Annotated in this window: 21 protein-coding genes; 9 read left to right on the top strand and 12 right to left on the bottom strand. The window is 63.1% G+C overall.

The features are described 5' to 3' along the window. Positions 1-9 precede the first annotated feature (9 nt). The 4 genes from ACU8HS_RS20465 to rpiA all read right to left on the bottom strand — a co-directional run bounded on the left by ACU8HS_RS20465 (position 10) and on the right by rpiA (position 3,136). On the bottom strand, positions 10-150 hold the full coding sequence (locus ACU8HS_RS20465) for a hypothetical protein (protein WP_447015090.1): 141 nt from the start codon (positions 148-150) through the stop codon (positions 10-12). A 211-nt stretch (positions 151-361) separates the two neighbouring features. Beyond that, entirely contained in the window at positions 362-1,747 is a 1,386-nt protein-coding gene (gor, locus tag ACU8HS_RS20460; protein WP_447015089.1) for a glutathione-disulfide reductase, read from the bottom strand. Positions 1,748-1,853: 106 nt separating this feature from the next. Then, positions 1,854-2,420 carry a DUF2059 domain-containing protein gene (locus ACU8HS_RS20455; RefSeq protein WP_112569379.1) on the bottom strand — a complete coding sequence of 189 codons (567 nt, stop codon included), beginning with the start codon at positions 2,418-2,420 and terminating at the stop codon, positions 1,854-1,856. 17 nt (positions 2,421-2,437) lie between these two features. Then, complete coding sequence (rpiA, locus tag ACU8HS_RS20450) at positions 2,438-3,136, bottom strand: ribose-5-phosphate isomerase RpiA (protein ID WP_112705235.1); 699 nt, start codon at positions 3,134-3,136, stop codon at positions 2,438-2,440. Between the two features lie 194 nt (positions 3,137-3,330). On the opposite strand from rpiA, the gene ACU8HS_RS20445 reads away from it, so the two are divergent. Continuing rightward, positions 3,331-4,041 (top strand): HAD family hydrolase, encoded by a 711-nt coding sequence (locus ACU8HS_RS20445; RefSeq protein WP_447015088.1) that lies wholly within the window; start codon positions 3,331-3,333, stop codon positions 4,039-4,041. A 114-nt stretch (positions 4,042-4,155) separates the two neighbouring features. Here the strand turns inward: ACU8HS_RS20445 and ACU8HS_RS20440 are convergent, their stop codons facing one another. From ACU8HS_RS20440 to ACU8HS_RS20430, 3 genes are all read right to left on the bottom strand, one after another. Next, on the bottom strand, positions 4,156-6,222 hold the full coding sequence (locus ACU8HS_RS20440; RefSeq protein ID WP_113412262.1) for an adenylate/guanylate cyclase domain-containing protein: 2,067 nt from the start codon (positions 6,220-6,222) through the stop codon (positions 4,156-4,158). 77 nt (positions 6,223-6,299) lie between these two features. Next, entirely contained in the window at positions 6,300-8,198 is a 1,899-nt protein-coding gene (locus ACU8HS_RS20435; RefSeq protein ID WP_112705331.1) for a L,D-transpeptidase family protein, read from the bottom strand. Positions 8,199-8,311: 113 nt separating this feature from the next. Then, positions 8,312-8,554: a hypothetical protein gene (locus ACU8HS_RS20430; protein ID WP_162763292.1), complete on the bottom strand. Its 243-nt coding sequence runs from the start codon at positions 8,552-8,554 to the stop codon at positions 8,312-8,314. Positions 8,555-8,617: 63 nt separating this feature from the next. On the opposite strand from ACU8HS_RS20430, the gene fumC reads away from it, so the two are divergent. After that, positions 8,618-10,009 (top strand): class II fumarate hydratase, encoded by a 1,392-nt coding sequence (fumC, locus tag ACU8HS_RS20425; protein WP_377311843.1) that lies wholly within the window; start codon positions 8,618-8,620, stop codon positions 10,007-10,009. A 53-nt stretch (positions 10,010-10,062) separates the two neighbouring features. On the opposite strand, the gene ACU8HS_RS20420 is transcribed toward fumC, so the two are convergent. Beyond that, a complete protein-coding gene (locus ACU8HS_RS20420) occupies positions 10,063-10,353 on the bottom strand; it encodes a type II toxin-antitoxin system RelE/ParE family toxin (protein WP_112569391.1) in 291 nt (96 codons plus the stop codon). Next, positions 10,346-10,606, bottom strand: a complete 261-nt coding sequence (locus tag ACU8HS_RS20415) for a ribbon-helix-helix domain-containing protein (RefSeq protein WP_377311851.1) — start codon at positions 10,604-10,606, stop codon at positions 10,346-10,348. The genes ACU8HS_RS20420 and ACU8HS_RS20415 overlap by 8 nt, the downstream gene beginning before the upstream one ends. 165 nt (positions 10,607-10,771) lie before the next feature. Between ACU8HS_RS20415 and ACU8HS_RS20410 the strand changes: the two genes are divergently transcribed. After that, entirely contained in the window at positions 10,772-12,379 is a 1,608-nt protein-coding gene (locus ACU8HS_RS20410; RefSeq protein WP_112705231.1) for a fumarate hydratase, read from the top strand. A 12-nt stretch (positions 12,380-12,391) separates the two neighbouring features. Here the strand turns inward: ACU8HS_RS20410 and ACU8HS_RS20405 are convergent, their stop codons facing one another. After that, positions 12,392-12,616: a hypothetical protein gene (locus tag ACU8HS_RS20405; protein ID WP_447015087.1), complete on the bottom strand. Its 225-nt coding sequence runs from the start codon at positions 12,614-12,616 to the stop codon at positions 12,392-12,394. 361 nt (positions 12,617-12,977) lie between these two features. Here ACU8HS_RS20405 and ACU8HS_RS20400 point away from each other — a divergent pair, with 361 nt between their 5' ends. Then, positions 12,978-14,048: a GGDEF domain-containing protein gene (locus ACU8HS_RS20400; protein WP_112569399.1), complete on the top strand. Its 1,071-nt coding sequence runs from the start codon at positions 12,978-12,980 to the stop codon at positions 14,046-14,048. Positions 14,049-14,122: 74 nt separating this feature from the next. Here the strand turns inward: ACU8HS_RS20400 and ACU8HS_RS20395 are convergent, their stop codons facing one another. Then, on the bottom strand, positions 14,123-14,776 hold the full coding sequence (locus ACU8HS_RS20395) for a LysE family translocator (RefSeq protein ID WP_112755061.1): 654 nt from the start codon (positions 14,774-14,776) through the stop codon (positions 14,123-14,125). Between the two features lie 85 nt (positions 14,777-14,861). Beyond that, positions 14,862-17,270 carry a glucan 1,4-alpha-glucosidase gene (locus ACU8HS_RS20390; RefSeq protein WP_447015086.1) on the bottom strand — a complete coding sequence of 803 codons (2,409 nt, stop codon included), beginning with the start codon at positions 17,268-17,270 and terminating at the stop codon, positions 14,862-14,864. A 159-nt stretch (positions 17,271-17,429) separates the two neighbouring features. Here ACU8HS_RS20390 and ACU8HS_RS20385 point away from each other — a divergent pair, with 159 nt between their 5' ends. The 5 genes from ACU8HS_RS20385 (at position 17,430) to ACU8HS_RS20365 (ending at position 20,938) form a co-directional block, all read left to right on the top strand. After that, entirely contained in the window at positions 17,430-18,173 is a 744-nt protein-coding gene (locus tag ACU8HS_RS20385; protein WP_447015085.1) for an ROK family protein, read from the top strand. 69 nt (positions 18,174-18,242) lie between these two features. Continuing rightward, positions 18,243-19,009 (top strand): IS5 family transposase gene (locus ACU8HS_RS20380; protein WP_447014811.1). Its coding sequence is split into 2 segments (ribosomal slippage): positions 18,243-18,567 and positions 18,567-19,009, totalling 768 coding nucleotides; the frame shifts between segments, so codons are not numbered across the junction. A gap of 106 nt (positions 19,010-19,115) precedes the next feature. Continuing rightward, a complete protein-coding gene (locus ACU8HS_RS20375) occupies positions 19,116-19,751 on the top strand; it encodes a LysE family translocator (RefSeq protein ID WP_112569405.1) in 636 nt (211 codons plus the stop codon). Positions 19,752-19,932: 181 nt separating this feature from the next. Further along, complete coding sequence (locus ACU8HS_RS20370) at positions 19,933-20,355, top strand: hypothetical protein (protein ID WP_447015084.1); 423 nt, start codon at positions 19,933-19,935, stop codon at positions 20,353-20,355. Between the two features lie 4 nt (positions 20,356-20,359). Continuing rightward, a complete protein-coding gene (locus ACU8HS_RS20365) occupies positions 20,360-20,938 on the top strand; it encodes an OmpA family protein (protein ID WP_447015083.1) in 579 nt (192 codons plus the stop codon). Positions 20,939-20,944 lie beyond the last annotated feature (6 nt).

Here is a 20,944-nt window from a genome sequence, read left to right as displayed (position 1 = left end):
TCGGCCGGATCACATGTGATGGATCGAATTTTCATCGTCGGCAATGGCGGATGCGGCAAGATTGGCCGGGGAGTCGTCGGCGAAGCCGGCTTCCGCGTACTCAATTAGACGATCTGCACTGGTCACCGAGTTACGCAGGCGAGCGCCCACCTAGAGCCTTTCCTGGTTAAATTGAAGCATTCTGCCGGAGCAGGTTTGTGTCAGGGCAAAGGCTGACGGAGAAGGGCATACCCCAAGGTACGTCCGAGCCGATCGCCTTTGATCCTGGCGCAAAGATGCCCTGCCCTGCTTGATTTGCAAGCAAACCAGCGGGGTTGGCTGAAACGGGCCGCCTGATCGACCGGCCGGCTTGGCCGTAGATCTAGACGCGCTGCCCGTCGCGGATGCGGTAGCTCGGCGCATACATCGTCACCAGCTCTTCGGCCGCCGTCGGATGCAGCGCCATCGTGCGGTCGAAATCGTCCTTGGTGCAGCCGGCCTTCAGCGTGATGCCGAGGATCTGCGCCATTTCGCCGGCGTCGTGGCCGAGAATATGGGCGCCGACGACCTTGCGGCTTGCGGCGTCGACGATGAGCTTCATCATCATCTTTTCCGCCCGGCCCGAGAGCGTGGCTTTCAGCGGCCGGAACTGGGCGCGGTAGACTTCCAGCTCCCTGTAGCGCTTGCCAGCCTCTTCCTCGGAAAGGCCGACCGTGCCGATCTCCGGCTGCGAGAAGACGGCGGTCGGGATAAGGTCGTAATCCGGCCTGGTCGGATTGTTCTTGTACTCGGTTTCGATGAAGCACATGGCCTCGTGGATCGCCACCGGCGTCAGCTGTACCCGGTCGGCGACATCGCCGAGCGCATAGATGTTTTCGACATTGGTGCGCGAATATTCGTCGACGATGACGGCGCCGCGCTCGTTGAGCGCAACGCCCGCCTTCTCAAGCCCCAGCCCCTTGGTATTCGGATCGCGGCCGAGCGCCAGCATGACGACGCCGGCATGCAGCGTCTCGCCCTTCATCGTCTGGATGACAAGGCCGTCTTCGCCCTTCGTCACCTTCTCCATCACATCCTGGCAGAGGATGCGGATGCCCTTGGCGACCATCGCCTCGTGCAGCCCGCGGCGCAGATCCTCGTCGAAGCGCGACAGGATCTCGGTGCCGCGATAGATCAGCGTCGTCTCGACGCCGAGCCCGTGGAAGATATTGGCGAATTCGACGGCGATATAGCCGCCGCCGGCGATCAGGATGGATTTCGGCAGCTCTTCCAGATGGAAGGCCTCGTTGGAGGAAATGCAAAGCTCGTGGCCGGGCAGCGCCTCGTGCGGGTTCGGCCTGCCGCCGGTCGCAATGACGATGGTCCTCGCCGTCACCGTCTCGCCGGTTTTCATAAGCTTGATCGTGTGGGCGTCGACCAGTTCGGCCCGCGTCTCCAGGATCTCGGCCTGGGCGCCGGCAAGCCCCTTCTTGTAGAGCCCTTCCAGCCGCGCAATCTCGGCGTCCTTGGCGGCGACGAGCTTCTTCCAGTCGAAGGCGCTTTCGCCGACCGTCCAGCCGAAGCCGGCCGCGTCCTCGAAATGCTCATGGAACTGCGAGGCATAGACGAAGAGCTTCTTCGGCACGCAGCCGCGGATCACGCAGGTGCCGCCATAGCGATATTCCTCGGCGATCGCCACCTTCTTGCCGAGCGAGGCCGCGACGCGCGCGCCGCGCACGCCCCCCGAACCGCCGCCGATGACGAAGAGGTCGTAGTCGTAGGAAGGCATGATGATCTCCGCAGGAATCGAAAGAAGGGTCTTTCACACATAGGGACAGGCGGAGAAAAACAAAAGCCCGGACGAGGCCGGGCTTTTGCGAAAGGTGAAGGCGGCCTTACGGCTTGGCCGGGGCAGCGGCCGGAGCCGGCGCCACCGGGCTTTCGGTTGCCGGCGGCGGAGCCTTGATGACCTTGGAAAGCTCGGCATTGCTCTGCTTTTCCAGGTCGCGGGAAATGCCCTGCGCCCAGATATCGGCAGCCTTGGCGGTTTCGCGCGAGGCGACCGGGCCGTCGCGCAGCAGCTTCTTGCCGACGTCGGAATTGTAGAAATCGGCAATCGCCTTCAGCTCGTCGACCGTAAACGCCTTGGCATAGGTCAGCGCCGCTTCCTTTTCCAGGTCGGCGCGGCGCGGTGCGAGCGCCAGCGCCTGGGCATCGACGGTCGCGGTGATGACGTCCTGGTAGTTCGGCGAATCCTGGATGAGGCCGGCCTTGAGGCGCTCGGCCAGACCCGGCAGGATATTGTCGTACTGCGTGGTTGCGCCGATCGCGTCCATGGCCGCGCGGGCGGCCTTCAGCTGCTCTTCGGATACTTCCTGCGCTCTTGCGGCAGAGCCGAAGGCAAGCCCGGAAAGAACGATGGTCGCAGCGGCAAGACGGCCAAGACCTGCAATGTTCATCATGAGTTTCTATGCTCCTGTTATCTGTTTGCCTGCAGCGTGCGGGCACCTGCAGGACCGGCAATGATCGCAAGCGCCGCCATGTTGATGAAAAGCCCGTGCTCCACGACACCGGGTATGGAATTCAGCTCCCTCGAGAGCGCCTCTGCATCAGGAATGCGGCCAAAAGATGCATCGATGATGTGATGTCCGCCGTCGGTGGTAAACTCTCCGTCACCGGACTGACGCAGCGTCAGTTCGCCGGAAAGACCAAGCCGCGCGGCGGTCTTTTCGATCGCGATACGCGTCGAAACGAGGCCGAAGGGATTGACTTCGATCGGCAGGGCGAAAGCGCCGAGCGTATCGACCAGCTTGCTTTCGTCGGCAATGACGATCATGCGCGTCGAGGCGGCCGCCACGATCTTCTCGCGCAGCAGCGCGCCGCCGCCGCCCTTGATGAGCCTGAGCGCCGGATCGACCTCGTCGGCGCCGTCGATCGTCAGGTCGAGCTGCGGCAGTTCGTCCAGCGACTTCAGGGGGACCCCGAGTTCGACGCAGAGCCGCGCCGTGCGCTCGGACGTCGGAACGCCCTCGACCTTGAAACCGGCCGCCACCTTTTCGGCGAGCAGCCGGACGAATTCTTCCGCCGTGCTCCCCGTCCCGATTCCGAGGCGCATGCCATATTCGACATGGACAAGCGCTGCCTCGGCGGCCTTGATCTTCATTTCGCGGGCATCCATGCGCCGCCAGCTCCTGATATTGCGTTGGATGTGCTGTTTACACGGCTCGTATTGCAAACGAAAGCCAAAATCATCGTCCTGCGATTGAAAGCCACGCGTTTCGGCTGCGACTTTTCCGTAGCATGTCGCAGCGTTGCTTTTCGCCCGTCCATCGCCTACTGCGGAATGATCTTATCCCGCAAAGAGGCACGACTTTGACCCGCGCTCCCGAAAATAAGGCCCTCATCGTTTTCGATCTCGACGGCACCTTGCTCGATACCAGTGTCGATCTCGTCGACAGCCTGAACCACACGATCGCGACGATCGGCCTCGTGCCCGTCACCTATGACGACCTGACCTCTCTCGTCGGCCAGGGCGCCCGCGTCATGATCGAGCGCGCCGGCAGGATGCAGGACAGGCCCGTCTCGCAGGAAGAGCTGCCGTCCCTGGTCGAGCGCTTCGTGGATCATTACATCGCCAACATGCCGGGCCACACCCGGCCCTATCCCGGCCTCGTCGCCGCCATGGATCGGCTGAAGGCCGACGGCTACGCGCTCGCCGTTTGCACCAACAAGATGGAAGGGCTTGCGACCACCCTCCTCCAGAAGCTCGAGCTGACGCATTATTTCGATGCGATCATCGGCGGCGACACGTTCGAATACCGCAAGCCCGATGCCCGCCATCTGACCGGCACGATCGAGCGCGCCGGCGGCGATGTCTCCCGCGCCGTCATGATCGGCGACAGTATCAATGACATTGCCGTGGCGAAGAATGCCGGCGTGCCTGTGATTGCCGTTCCCTTCGGCTTTTCGGACGTGCCGGTGGCGAGCCTCGATCCGGATACCGTCATCGCGCATTTCGATGAGCTGACGGGGGAGCTGGTGGAGAGCCTGCTGCGGGGCAGCAGATCGAAAGTCGCCGTCTGAGATACGTTTCCCGAAAAGTTTCCCCGGCCGATTTCCGCCGACCGTATCTGCGCGGCAACGGCAAGCACCGGAACCCGCGAGCGGCCAATCGGCCGCTGAGATGGGCTTCCCGCGCTAATTTTCCGGAAGACCGAGACTGGCGAGGTCTGCGACTTCGCGTTCGACAATGGCGGGATCGCTGTAGAAGAAGAGCTCGCGCCATTTGGCCTGCGTGAAGTCGGGATCGAAGGCGAGGCCCTTCTGCAACTGGGCTGCCGCTTCCTCGGTTCGGCCGAGCCGCTTCAGAACGATTGCCTGCATCAACGGACTGAAGAAGTCGGTCTGATCTATCTTCAATGCGGACAGCGACTCCTCAAGCTTGCCTTGCACCGCCAGGGCCCAGCCTCTGTAGAAGGCCAGTTCCTGAGATGTCTGGGGGCTTGCGGCCTGCCGCGCCTCTGCACGGTCGATCCATTCCAGCGCCTGCGCGGGCTTTCCTGCCGCCACCAGTATCTGGCTGAGAGCGCCAAGCATCTGCGCGTCGTAAGGCGACAGGCGGATCGCGTCATCAGCCTCAATAACTGCCTCTGCAAACTTCCGTTCCGTCATACGGACGAAGGCCGACAGATAGTGGCCCGCCCGCCGCTCCATCGGTGAAAGCGTCGGTTGGGCCATCGCCTCGCCTGCGAGCCTGGCTGCCTCGCCATAGTCCGATGTCGGGCTGTCACTCCAGCCGTTCCAGCCTCGCGTGAAATAGGCAAGGCCGAGCTTGATCTTGAGGAGAGCGGAATCGGGGAATTTCGCAAGTCCGTCCGTCAGTACCTGACGCGCCTGTTCCGTCGTTCCGGGACTCAATTGCACCAGCAGATCATTGCCGCGGAGATAATAGTCGTACTCTTCGAGATCGGCGTGGTCTTTTCCCCAGCTTTGCCGATACTGCGCCTTCTTCAAGGTGCCGGCGTCGCCCGCCAGGACGGCAACGATCTTCTCCGTGACCTCGTCCTGTATTTCCCAGGGGTCGGTGCCGGAGCGGTCGAAACGCTCGGCCCAGACATTCTCGCCAGTCCTGGTCTCGACGAGCTGGGCCACGATGCGCAGCCGGCCGGAATCCATTCGGACGCTCCCTTCGAGAACATGCGTGACGCCCAACTCCGAGCCGATCTTGCGCAGGTCGATCGGTTCGCCCTTGAAGAGGAATGACGAATTGCGGCCCAGCACTTTCAGATCGGGCACCCGCGACAGCATGGAGATGATGTCCTCGGCCACGCCATCGCCGAAATAGCCAAGCGCCGCATTGCCGCTCATGTCCTTGAACGGGAGCACGGCGACGGAAGGGAGGGCTGTGGCGACCCGCTGGCCCGAACCCGGCCGCATGAAGGTGTACCAGCCGCCGGCCGCGAGCACGACTGCGATCATCACCGTAGCCCATCTGAGATGGGCCGAATATTGGCGCAGGCGCAACCGCCAGGGCCGTCCGCCCCGATCCATCCGCACGCGATAGGTGCGCACGGGCCTGGCGATATTCTTGACCCGTTGATCTCCTGCAGGATCGAGGGGCAATGTGAGCTTGCCCTGCAAATGATCGTAGGCGGTGCCGGAGATCAGAACGCCGCCAGGCTCGCAAAGCTGCTCGAGGCGAGCGGCGATATTGACACCATCTCCCAGCAGGTCGCCTCTTTCGACGATTACGTCACCCAGATTGATGCCGATGCGAAAGACGATGCGCCTCTGGGGCAAAACATCCGCCTGCCGCGCGGCAACCGTTTTCTGCATGGCGACCGCGCACTTGACCGCATCGACGACGGAGGCGAACTCGGCAAGAACGCCATCTCCGAGCAGCTTGATCAGGCGGCCATTGTGTTCCGTCAGGAGTGGATCAACGACCTCGCGGTGAATATCGTTCAGTGCATCGACGGTGCTGACCTCGTCCTGCTCGACAAGACGAGAATAGCCGACGACATCCGCCATCAGGATCGCCGCGAGCCGCCGCTCGACGCCCGCTGTTGTCATGGGTACATCCCCTCGACGCACAAACCATGCTTGGCACGGCCACTGTCTGGCAGCGGCGCGAAGCTCTCTGGCACTGTACCACCACCAGGTTGCGGTGGCGAGATTCGTTGGTGCGCCGGTGACAGCGCTCCGAGGATAGCGTCCACGCACAAAAAACGCCCCGATACGGGGCGTTGCAGGGACGGCGCTCATGCCGGTCCGGACAGTTCGGCATTTGGACAAGTGGCCGGGTCAGAAGACCGCCCGCTTGAACTCCGTAATGCCAGGCGTCAGATCTGCGCCTCACGCGCCTTCGTCGTCACGTCGAACGCCTTCAGCGTATAGGCATCGCGCCCGTAGACGTCGTCGAAATACTCGATCACGCCGTCCTTGTTCGGCCATGCGGTGAAATAGGACACATAGACCGGGATCTTCTGCGGCACCTTCACGGCATGGTTCTGGCCGGTCGCGATCTGCCGGGCCACATCGTCGACCGTCGTGCCGAGCACGGCTGCGGCCATGGCGCGCGGGTCGGACAGGCGCACGCAGCCGTGGCTGAGAGCCCGCATGTCGCGCTTGAAGAAGCTCTTGGACGGCGTGTCGTGCATGTAGATGGCGTGGCTGTTCGGGAACAGGATCTTCAGCTCGCCGAGCGCATTGTCGCTGCTCGGCGGCTGGCGCACCGAGATGTTCTGCGTCGAGCCGTACCAGTCGACGCTGGAAGACGGCACGGCATGGCCGCCGACTTCGACTTCGTAGCCGAGCTGGTCCAGATAGTTCGGGTCGGCGCGCAGCTTCGGCAGCATCTCGTTGATGATGATCGACTGCGGAACACCCCAGAACGGATTGAATTCGACGGTTTCGATCTCGTCGTCGAAGAAATAGGTCTGGTTGTTCTTGCCGCCGACGACGGTGCGCATCGCCAGCTGCTGCTTGGAGTCGTTGTAATAATAGGCCATGAAGGCGGGCTGGTTGATCATCACGTAACGCGGGCCGAGATCCTCCGGCAGCCAGCGCGCCTCTTCCATGGCGACGACGAGCTTGTCGATCTTGGAGGCGTTGCTGTCGCCGCCGGTCATGGTGCGCACGGTCGCCTGGCCGATCACGCCGTCCGGCTTCAGGCCGTGTTCCTTCTGGAAGTCCTCGACCATCGACACGATCTCGGGCGAATAGTCGCTGCTGCCCGCATAGGCCGCAAATGTTGCCGCGTGCGCGCTCTTCAGTTCCGGCGAACCGTGCTTCTCGATCGCCTTGACGATATTGGCCACTTCCGGCGAGCTGTCGCCGGGGCGCAGCAGGCGGTCCAGCGAAATGGTGATCCGCTCTTCATTGCCGCCGTCGGCCGCGCGCAGCTTGGCAAGCTCGGCCTTCAGCGCCAGGAACTGCGGGCTGTCGGGGTTACGGCTGGAAAGATAGGCGGCGACGTCGGGGCTGAGGCGCGAAAGCTTCAGCACCGGATCGAGCTTGACGACCTTGCGCTGGAAATCATGGTAGCCGGAGAGCTTGTTGGGATCGATGCGGCCGCGCGTCGTATCCTGCACATAGGCCAGGACCTTGGCGGACAGCGCCAGTTCGAACTGCGTCAGCGCCCGGTCGCGGGCGTCAGGGTCGGGATTGGCCGGATCGATCGCCGGCTGGGTGACGGCGTAATCGGCCGGATCGAGGCCGACGCTTGCCGCATCGGCAAGCACGGCGAGCGCCGCCTTGCCGCGCTCGTTGACACCCTCGCCGGAAACCCAGACGAGCGGGTTCTTGCCGTCGCCGTAATAGGCCTGCAGCGCTCTGGCGACATCGGCATTGGCGCGAACCTTGGCTTCCGTCAGGAAGTGGCGCTGCGGGGCGACGTCGGTCGTGGCCGCACCCGAAACGTCGGCCACCGCGCCGGTCACGACCGGATCGGCAAACTTGGTCGTGTCGACGAGCTGCAGCGTTTCAGCCTTGTAGGTGTAATAGCGCGGGCTGGAAACCTTGGGCAGGGCCGCTTCCGGATCGAGATCGCCGCCAAGGCCGCCGTTGCGATTGCCCGGATTGCCGCGAACCGGAGCCGAAGGGTCCATGAAAATCGTGCTCTGGCCCCTCGCCCGGTCGCCGCGCAGCATATCCATCAGCGTATAGGCATGCGCAGGAACCGCGCCCATCACGCAGGAAAGTGCCAATGCGGAAACCGCGCTTTTCAAAACGAACTTCATCTTGTTTTCCAGTTCCAGTATCATGCTGTTCGAGCAAATGGCTCAGATCAATTCTTCCCGGCAGCCGCGGTCCATTCATCAGAAACCGGCCTGCGCCGCCAGCGTTTTCAGACTCAACTTTGTGTGACGGGGTTGAGCGCAACGCCGGCCAGCAGTTCACACAAAATTATGAAATTATTAGTTAATTTTTTACCGAATTTTCCCGCCCGAGAAAGTGCGCTTTCTGCCGCCATTTGCATTAATTTGCCGGCGTGGCCGAAAGAACACGCTGGCTGCGGCGCCGAAGGACGATGCAAAACATGAGATCCATCATCAATATTTCGCACGGCGTCCGGTTTTCTTGGAAAGCGTTCCACCCTATAAGTCCCTCATCTTCAAAAAACTGCCCTTAACAGCATGTGACAGGAAGGCCGCAAGCCATGAGCTCCACCCGCACCGAAACCGACACATTTGGCCCGATCGAAGTTGCCAGCGACCGCTACTGGGGCGCCCAGGCGCAGCGTTCTCTCGGCAATTTCAAGATCGGCTGGGAAAAGCAGCCGCTCTCGATCGTGCGTGCGCTCGGCATCGTCAAGCAGGCGGCCGCGCGTGCCAACATGGCGCTCGGCCAGCTCGATTCCACCATCGGCAAATCCATCGTGGATGCGGCCCAGGAAGTGATCGACGGCAAGCTGAACGACCATTTCCCGCTGGTCGTCTGGCAGACCGGTTCCGGCACGCAATCCAACATGAACGCCAACGAAGTGATTTCCAATCGCGCCATAGAAATGCTTGGCGGCGTCATGGGTTCCAAAAAGCCGGTGCATCCGAACGATCACGTTAATATGAGCCAGTCGTCGAACGACACCTATCCGACGGCCATGCACATCGCCTGCGCCGAACAGATCGCCCATCACCTGCTGCCGTCCCTGAAGCATCTTCATGCCGCGCTCGACATGAAGGTCACGGAATTCAGCCACATCATCAAGATCGGCCGCACCCATACGCAGGATGCGACGCCGCTGACGCTCGGCCAGGAATTCTCGGGTTACGCCGCGCAGGTGGGCTCGGCCATCAGGCGCATCGAGATGACCCTGCCCGGCCTTTGCGAACTCGCCCAGGGCGGCACCGCCGTCGGCACGGGCCTCAATGCGCCGGTCGGTTTTGCCGAAAAGGTCGCCGAGGAAATCGCCGCGATCACCCGCATGCCCTTCGTGACCGCGCCGAACAAGTTCGAAGCGCTTGCCTCGCATGATTCAATGGTCTTCGCGCACGGCGCGATCAACGCGGCCGCCGCTGCCCTCTTCAAGATCGCCAACGACATCCGCCTGCTCGGCTCCGGCCCGCGCGCCGGCCTCGGCGAACTGGCGCTGCCGGAAAACGAGCCCGGCTCCTCCATCATGCCCGGCAAGGTGAACCCCACCCAGTGCGAGGCGCTGACGCAGGTCTGCATCCATGTCTTCGGCAACCACGCGGCGCTGACCTTCGCCGACAGCCAGGGCCATTTCGAGCTCAACGTCTACAATCCGATGATGGCCTACAACTTCCTGCAGTCGGTCCAGCTGCTCGGCGACGCCGCCGTCTCCTTCACCGACAATTGCGTCGTCGGCATCGAGGCCCGCGAGGACAATATCAAGGCCGGCCTCGAACGCTCGCTGATGCTGGTGACGGCACTCGCCCCGAAGATCGGTTACGACGCGGCGGCAAAGATCGCCAAGACGGCGCACAAGAACGGCACGACGCTGAAGGAAGAGGCGCTGGCGAGCGGGCTGGTGACGTCGGAAGAATATGACGCGATCGTGCGTCCGGAGACGATGATCAGCCCGAAGTGAGTGGATGCCAACGCGATGATGAAAAGGCCGGAGTTTTCGGCCTTTTTTGTGCTCTAGCTCAGCCACTGCGACGGATCGCGCATTCCATGCACGATGGCGATAATCAGTATGCCGTAAGGCGCCGGCTCATAGATGGCGATATATCTGCCTTCGATAATCAGGCGGACGGTTGCCGCAATTTCCGGGCGTGCCGGTCCCATCTCCGGGTGAAGTGCCACCAATTGGAACTTCTCGAAAAGCCTGTTCAGCAAATTGTCAGCCGCGGGTTCGTTTTCGGCGGCAATATTGAACCAGATGTCACGAAGATCCTGCTGGGCACGAGGCGTAAGCTTGTAACTAGCCACGAGTGGAGCGTTCCGCCTTCAGTCCCTTCAGAAAGGTCGCGGGATCGACATCCTCTCCGCCGCCGCTGGCTTTGCCGTCGCTGTAAGCTCGCTTGAGCTGTTCCAACTCCAGCGCACGGATATCTTCGCGCTGCTCCCACAAACGAAGTGCATCGCGCACAATTTCGCTGTTCGAAGCATAACCGCCCTTCTCGATGGCGGCCTTCATTCGCGCCGACTGCTGGGGTGTCAACGATACTGTAAGAGTGCGCATATCGGTCTTCATTCCCAACCTCATACCACAACCAACAATTTCTAACAAACTTTGTTAGATACGCCGCGTCACTTTTGTCAACAATCCCCCACGCTCGGCAATTGCTTTTGCACGGCACCACATTTAGACCGGTTCCAAACTATCCCACCTAGAAAGGTCACTTCGATGGCTGACGATCTCTTTCCCCTTGGCGCCGACACCACCCCCTACCGCAAGATCAGCAGCGACTACGTCTCTGTCGATACGTTCAAGGGCCAGGAGATCCTGACGGTCGATCCCGAGGGCATCCGCCTGCTCGCCGAAACAGCCTTTTCCGATATCAACCACCTCCTGCGTCCCGGCCACCTGAAGCAGCTCGCCGCGATCCTCGACGATCCCGAAGCCACCGACAACGACCGTTTCGTCGCCTACGACCTCCTGAAAAACGCCAATATCGCCGCCGGCGGCGTGTTGCCCATGTGCCAGGATACGGGCACGGCGATCATCATGGGCAAGAAGGGTCGTCGCGTCTGGACGGAAGGCGGCGATACGGCTGCCCTTTCGAAGGGCGTGCTCGATGCCTATGAGAAGAAGAACCTGCGCTATTCGCAGCTCGCCCCCATCAGGATGTTCGAGGAAAAGAACACCAGGAACAACCTGCCGGCGCAGATCGACATCTATGAGGAAGGCACCGATAGCTACGACTTCCTCTTCGTCGCCAAGGGCGGCGGCTCGGCCAACAAGACCTTTCTCTATCAGGGCACGCCCTCGCTTTTGACGCATGACCGCATGCTGGACTTCCTCAAGGAGAAGATCCTGACCTTGGGTACGGCAGCCTGTCCCCCCTACCATCTGGCTGTCGTCATCGGCGGCACCTCGGCCGAGATGAACCTGAAGACCGTCAAGCTCGCCTCCACGCGCTATCTCGACGAACTGCCGAGCGAAGGTTCGGAGAGCGGTCACGCCTTCCGCGATATCGAGATGGAAAAGGAAATCCACAAGCTGACGCAGAACCTCGGCGTCGGCGCCCAGTTCGGCGGCAAGTATTTCTGTCATGACGTGCGCGTCATCCGCCTGCCCCGCCACGGCGCCTCGCTGCCGATCGGCCTCGGTGTCTCCTGTTCCGCCGACCGGCAGGCCAAGGGCAAGATCACCCGCGACGGCATCTTCATCGAGCAGCTGGAGACCGATCCGTCGAAATACATGCCCGAGATCGACGAGGCCAGGCTTTCCGAATCCATGGTGCGTATCGATCTCAACCAGCCGATGGCCGATATCCTTGCCGAGCTTTCCAGGCACCCGGTCAAGACGCGCCTGTCGCTGACGGGCACGATCATCGTCGCGCGCGACCTGGCCCATGCCAAGATCCGCGAGCGGCTGGAAAAGGGCGAAGGCATGCCCGACTATATGAAGAACCACCCGGTCTATTATGCCGGCCCGGCCAAGACGCCCGCGGGCTACGCTTCCGGCTCCTTCGGCCCGACGACGGCAGGGCGCATGGATTCCTATGTCGACCAGTTCCAGTCCTTCGGCGGCTCGATGGTCATGCTTGCCAAGGGCAACCGCTCGCGCGCCGTGCGCGAGGCCTGCAAGACGCACAAGGGCTTCTATCTCGGCTCCATCGGCGGCCCGGCCGCGCGGCTTGCGCAGGATTGCATCCGCAAGGTCGAGGTGCTGGAATATCCGGAACTCGGCATGGAAGCCGTCTGGAAGATCGAGGTCGAGGATTTCCCGGCCTTCATCGTGATTGATGACAAGGGGAATGACTTCTTTCAGGAGCTGAATCTGGGCTGACGGGCGATTGCTCTACCGCACCGAGGCCGTCTGCGACTGATCTATATTCGCCGTCGTCAGGGGATTTTCCCTGGCGGCGATATCGCCGGCACCAAGCACATCCTCCGCCTTCACGCTGGCGAGGATGTCGGTGTTGAAGATGCCGTTGAAAAAGCCGCTCTGCTGCAGCAGGAAGGCAGCGCCGGCGACGATGGCAAGCGCGAGAATGGCAGGCGACGTGTGGCGAGACGATTCCATGATCTCATGCCTCAAGAGGACCGTGGCCCGGTCCTCGCAATTCAGGTTTCATGGGACAGAATCTGGTATTGCGCACCTGCGGCCAGTAGATCGGGGAACGAAGACCAACCGTCAACAAAATAAAAACAATCCCTGAAAAGACAAAATGACTGAACTTTTTTGACGCACCTCGCGCATAAGAGGTGTGTCCGCCACAGTGGAGCTTACAAATATCCGAGAAAAATCATAGGGCTGATCGTAGTATTCGCGACGATCAAACTTATCGTATGTAATCTTTGGTATATGTCGCTTTAATCATTTCCCAAGAAATCTAAGATAACAAATAGAAGATTGCTTAAGAATTGGATGAGGAGTTGCCGGAATGAATACGGCCGTTGCGCCCAAGGTGCAGGTTCCCGATGTGGCAGGTCAGATCACCTATGCCATGCGCTCCATGGGCGTTGCGCCAATTCCGCGCAATTACGAACTCTTCTACGAGGCCTATATCGGCTCGAACCCGGCGCTGACCCGCGACCTTGCCGCGCTCGGCAGCCAGGCCACGCAGGCCGAGCTTGACGCGCTCGGCGCCCAGCACTGCGCCCACACGGCCCCTGCCAAGATTTTCGACGACGCCCACAGCCGCATTGCCAGCGAGCTGGAAGGCCTGTTGCGCGTGCTGCGCCAGGAGCAGACCTCGCTCGAAAGCTATAACCGGCTGCTCAACGAGACCTGCAAGCGCATCAGCTCCAAGAGCACGAGCAGCGCGGAACTGATCGAAAGCGCCATCGACCTGCTCACCCAGGCAACCGGCGATACGATCACCCACGGCGAAAAGACCGTCGAGGACATGGTCCAGCGCTCGCAGGAGATGGATCAGGTCCGCAAGGAACTGGACGAATACAAGCGCATCGCCAATACGGACTCGCTGACGCGCCTTTCCAACCGCCGCGCCTTCGACGACCGGCTGGCCGCCATCTTCAACAACCCGTCGCTGCGCCCGGTTACGGCCCTGGTTCTTGCCGACATCGACAATTTCAAGAAGATCAACGATACCTACGGCCATCCGGTCGGCGACAAGGTCCTGGCGACGGTCGCCTCCGTCATCCGCACCAACGTGCGCCGCGACGTCTTCGTCGCCCGCACCGGCGGCGAGGAATTTGCCCTCATCATCGACGGCAATACGCTGGAGGAAGTAACGGCGATTGCCGAGCGCATCCGCCGCACGCTGGAATCGACCCCCTTCAAGAACTCGCGCACCCGCGTCAATTACGGCCCGGTGACGGTCTCCATCGGCATCTGCATGGCGTCCAATGCCGACGATGCCGGCGAGCTCTATTCCAAGAGCGATATCGCCCTCTACAGCGCCAAGAATGCCGGCCGCAACTGCACCGTCGTCTACGAGGACGGCATGCAGAAGGAATTCACCAAAAGCTGGCTGATCTACAAGTCGTAATCAGGCCGCAGGCCTGATCCGCAGGCCCGATCTCCCGAGACGGGCCTTCCGTCGATCGTCCCGAATCTGCCGCATCAGGCCCGGACCGCGCGCGCGTCGCCCGTCAGCGCCAGGCGCAGGCCGAGGCCGAGCATGACGAGCGCGGTAAAGCGCTTCTGCCAGACGAGCAGATGCGGGCGGCGGGAGATCCAGTCGCCGAGCCCGCCGGCCCCGAGCGCCACGAGCGTCAGCACGACGAAGCCGGAGAGTTTCTGCATCCCTCCAAGGATCAGCAGCTGGGCGGCGACGGGCCAGCCATTGTGCGGATCGACGAATTGCGGAAGGAAGGCCAGCATGAAAACCAGCACCTTCGGGTTGGTCAGGTTGCTGACCATGCCCTCGCGCAGCGCCGTCCAGCCGGAGACGGGAACGCGCTCGACGGCCGGATCGAGCCTTCCGCGCGATTTCAGCAGCAGCTTCAGGCCGAGCCAGATGAGATAGGCAGCCCCTGCCCAGCGAAGAACGGCAAAGGCGAGCGGCGAGGTCTGGATGATCGATGCGATGCCGAGCGCCAGAAGCGGAAGCTGGACGAGCCCTGCCGCAAGCGTGCCGCCGACGGCCGTCAGAAAGGCCACGCGCCGGCCCTGCCCTATGCCGCGCCCGATCACCAGCAGCATGTCGGGACCCGGTGAGAGCTGCAGGGCGAGAAGCGCCAGGAAAAACGGGATCAGCGTGCTTGAAACGAACATGTGTCGACCTCCCGGTATGCGTCACCTTCCGATACAGCCGATAACATGCCGGAGGCCGCATGCAAACTGCGCGGAAAAGCCCGCGTCAGATTACCTCGATCCGGAAATCCGCGCCCTCCCAGCGCCCGGTCTCCGTCCAGAAGATCGTAAAATCGATCGTGCCGGGGCCGAGCGCCTGCGTCGGCAGGTCGAGGACATGCATGCCGAAGCCGGTATCGCGGCACGGGCTGTCGGCGGCCGTGGCCCAATGGTCGGCGGACCAGCGCACCAGCGCGGGCGACGGCAGCTCGATGCGCAGGCGCCGGCCGGCCGGCATCCGGTTCCGCCGCGCCGCCGGCCGCCAGCAGAACGGCGCCGGCGCCGGTTTTGCCGCGATGTAACGCGCGAAGGTCTGGGGCGGCATGTCGAAGACAACGCCGTCGCGCAGCGAGCGCAGCAGCTTGATATGTTCGGCATGTGCCCAGACGAGCGGCATGGCGCTGCCCGAGGGACGGCCGAGGAAAAGCTCGCGCTGCGGCACGTCTTCGCTGTCCCAGATCTGTTCGGGCAGCAGCCCGCCTTCGCTGGCCGAGGCTTCCAGCGCCGCAAGCAGGCGCCGCGCCTCGTCCGCCCGCCCGGCGGCGAGTTCGTAATGGGCGCGCTCGCCGGTCAGGAGCGGCCACAGCCTGCCGATGCCGCTGCCGGCGAAGGGCGCGCCGTCGATGCGCTCGCCATAGCCGTCATTGTTGTAGCGGTACCAGTAGGGACCGGCCGCAAGGTCGCGGCGCAGTTGCGCATCGATCGCCGCGACCGTGCCGACTATGCGCGGATCGTCGGCGGCCCTGAGCCCGAAACGCACCAGCGCCAGCGCATCCGGGCTGATGAGCAGGTCAGCCTCCAGGACGGCGTCGCCGTCGTCGCGGTTGCGGATCGGGATGAAGTCACGCCGCAGTGACAGGCCGCCGTCGGTGGCCGAGGCGATGCGCACATAATAGCCTTCGATACCGAGCCGCCGCGACAGCTCGGTATCGGTGGCATAGGTCCATTCCTCGATCCGCTCGTTCCAGCCGTCGGCCACCTCGCGCAGATAATGCGCCGCATCCAGCCTCCCCGCCGCTTCCACCGCATCGGCAGCCGCAAGCAGGCCGGCGATCTCGACGGCGAGCGTGAAGGGCGAATAGCCGGCATCCTCCTCCCAGCGGTCCTCCTGCGTGGCGGGTCCGTTTTTCACGATATAGCCCGCCGCCGCCTCGATCATCGGCAGGTAGCGCCCCCGCTCGGACCCGTCGATCGCGCCCGAGCGCAGCAGCATGTCGTAGAGCAGGATCGGAAAGGCCGTCTCGTCCATCTGGATGCCGTACCAGTAGGGCCTGCCGTCCAGCCAGGCATTCTGCACCCAATGGCCGTCGCCTTCCTGGATGACGGCGAGATAATCGAGCACGGAACGGGCATCGGCCACCGCCCCGGCCGCAAGCAGGCCGCCCGCCGTCTCCACGAGATCGCGCGTCCAGACCAGATGGTAGCCGCCGAGATCGTCGTCGCTCTTGCTGAAACCCCAGGGGATGGACAGGCTGGCGATGATGGCGCCGGAAGCGTCGTCGCGATGGGTGGCAAGCACGCCGGTGCTGACGCGGTAGCGGTTCAGCTTGCCGGGATCATGCGGTTCGTCGAGCGCAAGCAGGCCGGACTGCCATTCCCGCCAGCCGGCGCGATAGTGTTTCAGCGCCGGCTCCGCGCCCTGTTCCAGGCTGAGCAGCGTGCGCAGCGCCGCCTCCTCCGGCTGCGTGCCGAAGCCGATGGCGACCAGCGCGCGCCCCTGTTGCGACTGGATGTCCAATGTCCCCGACAGGGCGACGTTGCCGGACCTGGCGCAGCAATATTCCTCCTTCAGCCCCTCGCCGCGCGACAATGTCTGCCAGCCGTCGGAAAAGCCGACATAACCGGCCGAGCGCGCCAGCCAGGGCACCGAGGCGGCAACGGCGAGCGCCCGCCCGGAGCCTTCGGCAAAGAGCATCGGCCGGCCCTTGAAATCGGCGTACCAGCCGGTGTTGTCGCTGCCGCCATTGACGAGATGCGGCGCCACCAGCGCATGCAGCCGGTAGTCGGAGAGGCGGCCCGCCAGGGCCTCGAAGCGGATATCCTGCAGCACCACCTCGCGCTCGGGATCGGAAAAGACCGTCTTGGTGATGCGATAGCGGCCGTCGCGGGCGGTATTGACGAGGCGGAAGGCCGGAATGCCGTCCTCGATCGCCTGCACGCGGTGATCGGCATCGCGCTTCTCCTCGGCAAAATAGCCCTCGGCGGTGACGATGAAACCGAAATCGCGCACGCAGGCCATGTCGAGCCGCGGCGCGTAGATTTCGTTGAGGATGCCGTGGCTTGCGGTGAACCAGACCGAGCTTGCCGAACTGACGGAAGTGCCCACCGCGCTCTTGTCGCTCGAGGTCCAGCGGGGCTCGATGCCGGGCGCGCCCGGTGGCTCGACGGAGCCGGGTGGCAATGTCGGGAAGGCCAAGTGCTGTTCCTCCGCTTGAAGGGTCTCCTCCGGAATGCGCTATCCTGGGATGAAATTAAGCAATCTGCAATATACCGGGCTTGACAGCCGGCTTCTATCTTGCGCCCGATAGAGTGGCGCGGGGAAGATCGGGGCATGGCCCGGAGAGGAGCGTCTGATATGGCTGATATCACGGAGGCACCGGAAGCGAAGCGGACACGCGGGCAGGCAAAGCCGAAGGCGGAGGCGGCCAAGGCTGGCCGCATCGTGCTTGCCGTCGATATCGGCGGTTCGCATGTGAAGGCGGAACTCAGCAGCGGCAGCGAGCGGCGCGCGGTCGTCTCCGGGCGCGGGATGACGGCGGCAAGGATGGTCGCCGCCCTCAGCGAACTGACGGCCGACTGGCACTATGACGTGGTTGCCATGGGTTATCCCGGCCCGGTTGCCGCCCACCGCCCGGCCGCCGATCCGTTCAACCTCGGCCCCGGCTGGAAGGGCTACGATTTCGAGGCGGCCCTCGGCAAGCCGGTGCGCATGGTCAACGACGCGCTCATGCAGGCGATCGGCAGCTACGAATCCGGCCGCATGCTCTTCCTCGGCCTCGGCACCGGGCTCGGCTCGGCCATGATCGCCGAGAATGTCTGCATGCCGCTCGAACTGGCCCACATGCCCTACAGGAAGAAGACGTTCGAGGATTATGTCGGCGAACGCGGCCTCGAAGATCGCGGCAAGGGCAGATGGCGCAAATCGGTCTTCGACGTCGCTGGCCGCCTGAGCGCCGCGCTGCTGCCGGATTACATCGTCATCGGCGGCGGCAATGTCGACCGGCTCAAGGAACTGCCCCCGAACTGCCGGCGCGGCAACAACGACAACGCCTTCCGCGGCGGCTTCCGCATCTGGCTGGACGACAGCCTGCGGCTCTAGGGACTGTACTCATAAACGGGATTCCCTTTGAGGGTCGTTCATGATTCAAACTCCGAAGGAGGAGTTTGCATGGCACGATTCGACCTCACTGATCGGGAATGGGCGCTGATTGCGCCGCTTCTTCCCAACAAGCCCCGTGGCGTGGCGCGGGCGGATGATCGGCGCGTTCTGAACGCGATCTTCTACATCTTGCGAACCGGCTCGCCGTGGCGCGATCTTCCGGAGCGCTACGGCCCTTACACGACGGCCTACAATCGCTACAATCGGTGGGCCAAGGCGGGCGTGTGGCTGCGGGTCTTCGAGGCGCTTGCAGCCGCTTCGCCCCAGTCGATGCAATTGATCGATTCCTCCATCGTCCGCGCCCACCAGCACGCCGCCGGTGGTAAAAAGGGGGTCCGGATCACGCCATCGGCCGGTCTCGTGGAGGACTGACCAGCAAGATTCATGTCGTGGTCGACGAACGGGGCTTGCCGGTTCGGCTCGCGCTGACGCAAGGGCAGGCTTCTGACAAGGCCGCCGCGCCCGGCCTGCTCGAAAGGCTTCCTTCAGCGTCTGTCGTCATCGCCGATCGTGGCTACGACTGGCAGCACCTAGTCGACCTGGTTCGACAACGCGGCGGCGAGGCCCACATCCCAACCCAGCGCGACCGCAGGGTCCAGAGATCAGTCGATCCAAGCCTCTACCGACAGCGCAATCTCGTCGAACGCTTCTTCTGCAAACTCAAACACTTCAGGAGGGTTGCCACCCGCTACGACAAGCTCGCCACCAACTTCCTTGCTGCCGTCGCTCTCGCCTCGGCTAGGCTGTGGATGCGAATTTATGAGTCCACGACCTAAACGCCCTGCGGCGTGCCGACAATCGCAAACAGAGCGTCGGGGCAGCCTCGCCTCTTCCGCAAAGGCCCGGCCGATGTCATAGCTTGTGGCAACCGAGGAGGACGATATGACTGAAATGACGGTTCTTGCATTCGCGCTTGTGGCATTCATCGGCATCGCAACGCCCGGCCCGACGGTGCTTCTGGCACTCACCAACGGCTCGAAATTCGGGGTACGCCGGGCGGTATCCGGCATGGCCGGCGCCGTCATGTCCGATTTCGTGCTGATCGGCGCGGTGGCACTGGGGCTCGGCGCGCTGCTGGCCGCTTCGGAATTCTGGTTCACGGTCGTCAAATGGGTCGGCGTCTGCTACCTCGCCTTTCTCGGCGTGATGCTGCTGCGCTCGAAGGGAACGCTGGATGTCTCGCTGCGCTCCGAAAATGGCGGCGCATCCGCTTCGCCGGCGGCGATCTTCCTGAAGAGCTTTCTCGTCGCCGTCACCAATCCCAAGGGCTATCTCTTCTTCTCGGCCTTCCTGCCGCAGTTCATCGACCCGGCCGGCCCGCAGGTGCAGCAATATGCCGTGCTCGCCCTCGTCTTTGCCGGCATCGATTTCATGGTCATGTTCGGTTATGCCCTGCTCGGTTCGCAGGCTGTCCGGCTGCTGCGCAAATCCGGCGCGCTCTGGCTCGACCGTATCTGCGGCGGCGCCCTGCTGACCCTTGCCGGCTCGCTCGCCCTCTATCGGCGCGCGAGCGCCTGACCGCCGGCGGGCTTCCGACCCTTTCCGTTTTCAGTTCCGCGCGGCGGCGGGATGCGGCGCCGCGCCTCCTGGCCGTTTACGCGCCGATTTACGGTAACGTACTTATCCGGGCCCGGCCGATCTGCATTCAATAGACCCCAGGCGGGCGCCGTTCAGGCAGCCGCAGCGGGAGGGTTTTGGAATGCGGACAGGATGCAGACTGGCGGGTGCTGCGGCCATTGCCGCCATCGCCTGGACAGGCGCCGCCAGGGCCGACACGATCAGCTACGCCGATGCGATCACCGTGCTGGCAAAGGATTGCGGCGCCGATATCCGGAAGCTCTGCAAGGGGCTGAACCTCGGCAACAACAGGATTGCCGATTGTCTGGCGCAGAATGCCGCCAAGGTTTCGCCGGCCTGCACCTCCACGCTCGCAAGCGTTTCGGCATCCATCCAGAAGCGGGAACAGGCGCAGGCGTCCTACGGCAAGGTCTGCGCCGGCGACATGGCGCGCCGCTGCAACGGCGTCGTCGGCGACGGCTACATTCTCGCCTGCCTGATCAAGACGGCAAAATACGTCAGCGCCCGATGCAACCAGACGATATCGGATGCGGGCTGGAGGTGATGTGATGAGAATGCGAAAGACAGCGCTTGCCGGCTTTGCCGCCGCCCTGCTCGTCCCTGCCGTCGCGCTCGCGCAGCAGATCTCCGAACAGCGCCTGATCAACGGCCTCGGCAGGCTTCGCGGCGCGGCCCCGATCGTCGATGTCGAGCTTTTGCGGCAGGAGGCGATGAACGGCGCGGGCAAGCAGATGTCCGGCCTGCCGAACTGGAGCAAGGTCGCGCGCCTGCCGCAGATGGTCGTCGAGATCGACTTTGCCAACGATTCCGTCGCCATCGAGCCGGAATCCTACCGCACGCTCGGCATGATCGCCGATGCCCTGCACCATCCGAACCTCTGGGCCTACAAGTTCCTGGTCGTCGGCCATACGAGTTCGACCGGCAGCGACGAGCACAATCTCGATCTCAGCCAGCAGCGGGCCGAAGCGATCAAGGAGATCCTCTCGACCACCTTCGCCGTCGATCCCACCCGCCTCTACGCCGTCGGCGTCGGCGAATATTTCCCGATCGAGGGCACGAAATCGGAGGCCGCCAATAACCGGCGGGTGCAGCTCTACAATCTCGGCGTCTTCACGAAGAGGCCGTGAGCGGAC

It is taken from the genome of Rhizobium sp. KDH_Rht_773_N (assembly GCF_052946295.1).
This window is presented reverse-complemented; position numbering and strand designations above follow the sequence as displayed.